Here is a 1266-nt window from a genome sequence, read left to right as displayed (position 1 = left end):
GCCGTACTCTATTCCCGAGAGTATCGCCGGAAATATTCGCGAACAGCTGGCCCAAGCCGTTGCGTTGGAGCAGGCAGGGCGGCTGGATGAAGCCGATAGGCTGAGAGTACGGGTCGCCCTGGAAAATCAGACGATGCTGATGGGCACAGGCGTGCTGGCGGCAAGCCTGCCGAGGCTGGCCAGGAATGTTGTCACCAGCCGGGCATTGACACGAGATGAGCTGATTGCAGGACTGCCCCAGGGCACTAAGATTACACCTGAAAACGTGGTTGATATTCGCAGGCTCCCAGATGGTCGAACTGTGTGGCTAGAAACTGGCAGCGATGCTGCTGGATTGCAACATATATATAATCGGCATGAGGTTGATTTCTCTAACAAAGGAATCCCTCGTGAGGAGATCCCAGCGGTGATTATGAACGCCTTGGAACGGGGGGATGTTGTCGGGACAAATGGCTCAGCCAGCGTTTATCGAATAAGGCATAATGGGATTGAGCAAAACATCGCGATTGGGATTGGTTCGAATGGATTTGTTGTCCGAGCGAACCCTGTTAGTTATTGGAGGCCACTACCATGATCACGCTAAGGCTCGTAAAGGAGTATATGGCAGGGCCGATATTCTGTCCTGACCCTGAGAGGATGGGACACGTGGAGGTTGATGAGCTGCCCATTTCTCAAGCGCTAAAAGCTCAAATTCTGGCTTGGGATAGCGAATATCAGGCAACATTTAACGATGACTATCCGCCAGATTCAGGCTTTGGTTCACCTGAAGCCGAGAGTATGCACATAGCTGAAGGATCAAGGCTTGCAAAGAGTTTACAGCAAGAGCTGGGGGGCGATTACATGGTGGAATACTATCCATGACCCATAGCCTCATATCCCTTCATTTTTTGCCATCGCGATTTGGCAGTCTAATATGATCATGTGCAACACCTGGCCTCATCAGGTGTTGCGTTGTCATGACACTGATATTGCCAACGTGCCGCGATCTTTAACAATCGACCCTATTGCATCTTATCGGGGGAGGCCACAGCCTACCCTGATAAGATGCTTGCCGTGATGCTGTGATGAGATTTCCGGATCACACTGGAACCCGCAGCTGGCGGGCTGGTAGACCACGTTCACATTCACCGGCGCCAACCGCCTGCTGCACGTCGCCGCCGCCGGTCGCGACCTGGCCCTGGAAACCCTGGCCACGGGCAGCGCCCTGCGCGGCAACCCCCGCCTCCAGCGCAGCCGACGCCAGGAAGTCGGCACCACGCTTGCGTT

At 54.3% G+C, this 1266-nt stretch carries 3 protein-coding genes; 2 read left to right on the top strand and 1 reads right to left on the bottom strand.

What is annotated here, in order from left to right:
- A partial coding sequence (locus ACUY1T_RS21975) for a hypothetical protein (RefSeq protein ID WP_446025694.1) occupies positions 1-574 on the top strand: 574 nt, incomplete at its 5' end.
- Positions 571-861, top strand: a complete 291-nt coding sequence (locus ACUY1T_RS21970; RefSeq protein WP_114479369.1) for a hypothetical protein — start codon at positions 571-573, stop codon at positions 859-861. The genes ACUY1T_RS21975 and ACUY1T_RS21970, both read left to right, overlap by 4 nt.
- Positions 862-1078: 217 nt before the next feature.
- Here the strand turns inward: ACUY1T_RS21970 and ACUY1T_RS21965 are convergent.
- The coding region (locus ACUY1T_RS21965) for a hypothetical protein (protein ID WP_446025693.1) at positions 1079-1266 on the bottom strand (188 nt) is incomplete at its 5' end.

This window comes from Billgrantia sp. Q4P2 (assembly GCF_052806135.1).
This window is presented reverse-complemented; position numbering and strand designations above follow the sequence as displayed.

Coding starts and splice junctions, on each gene's coding strand:
- ACUY1T_RS21970 (WP_114479369.1), top strand. CDS start 571: ATGATCACGCTAAGGCTCGTAAAGGAGTATATGGCAGGGCCGATATTC.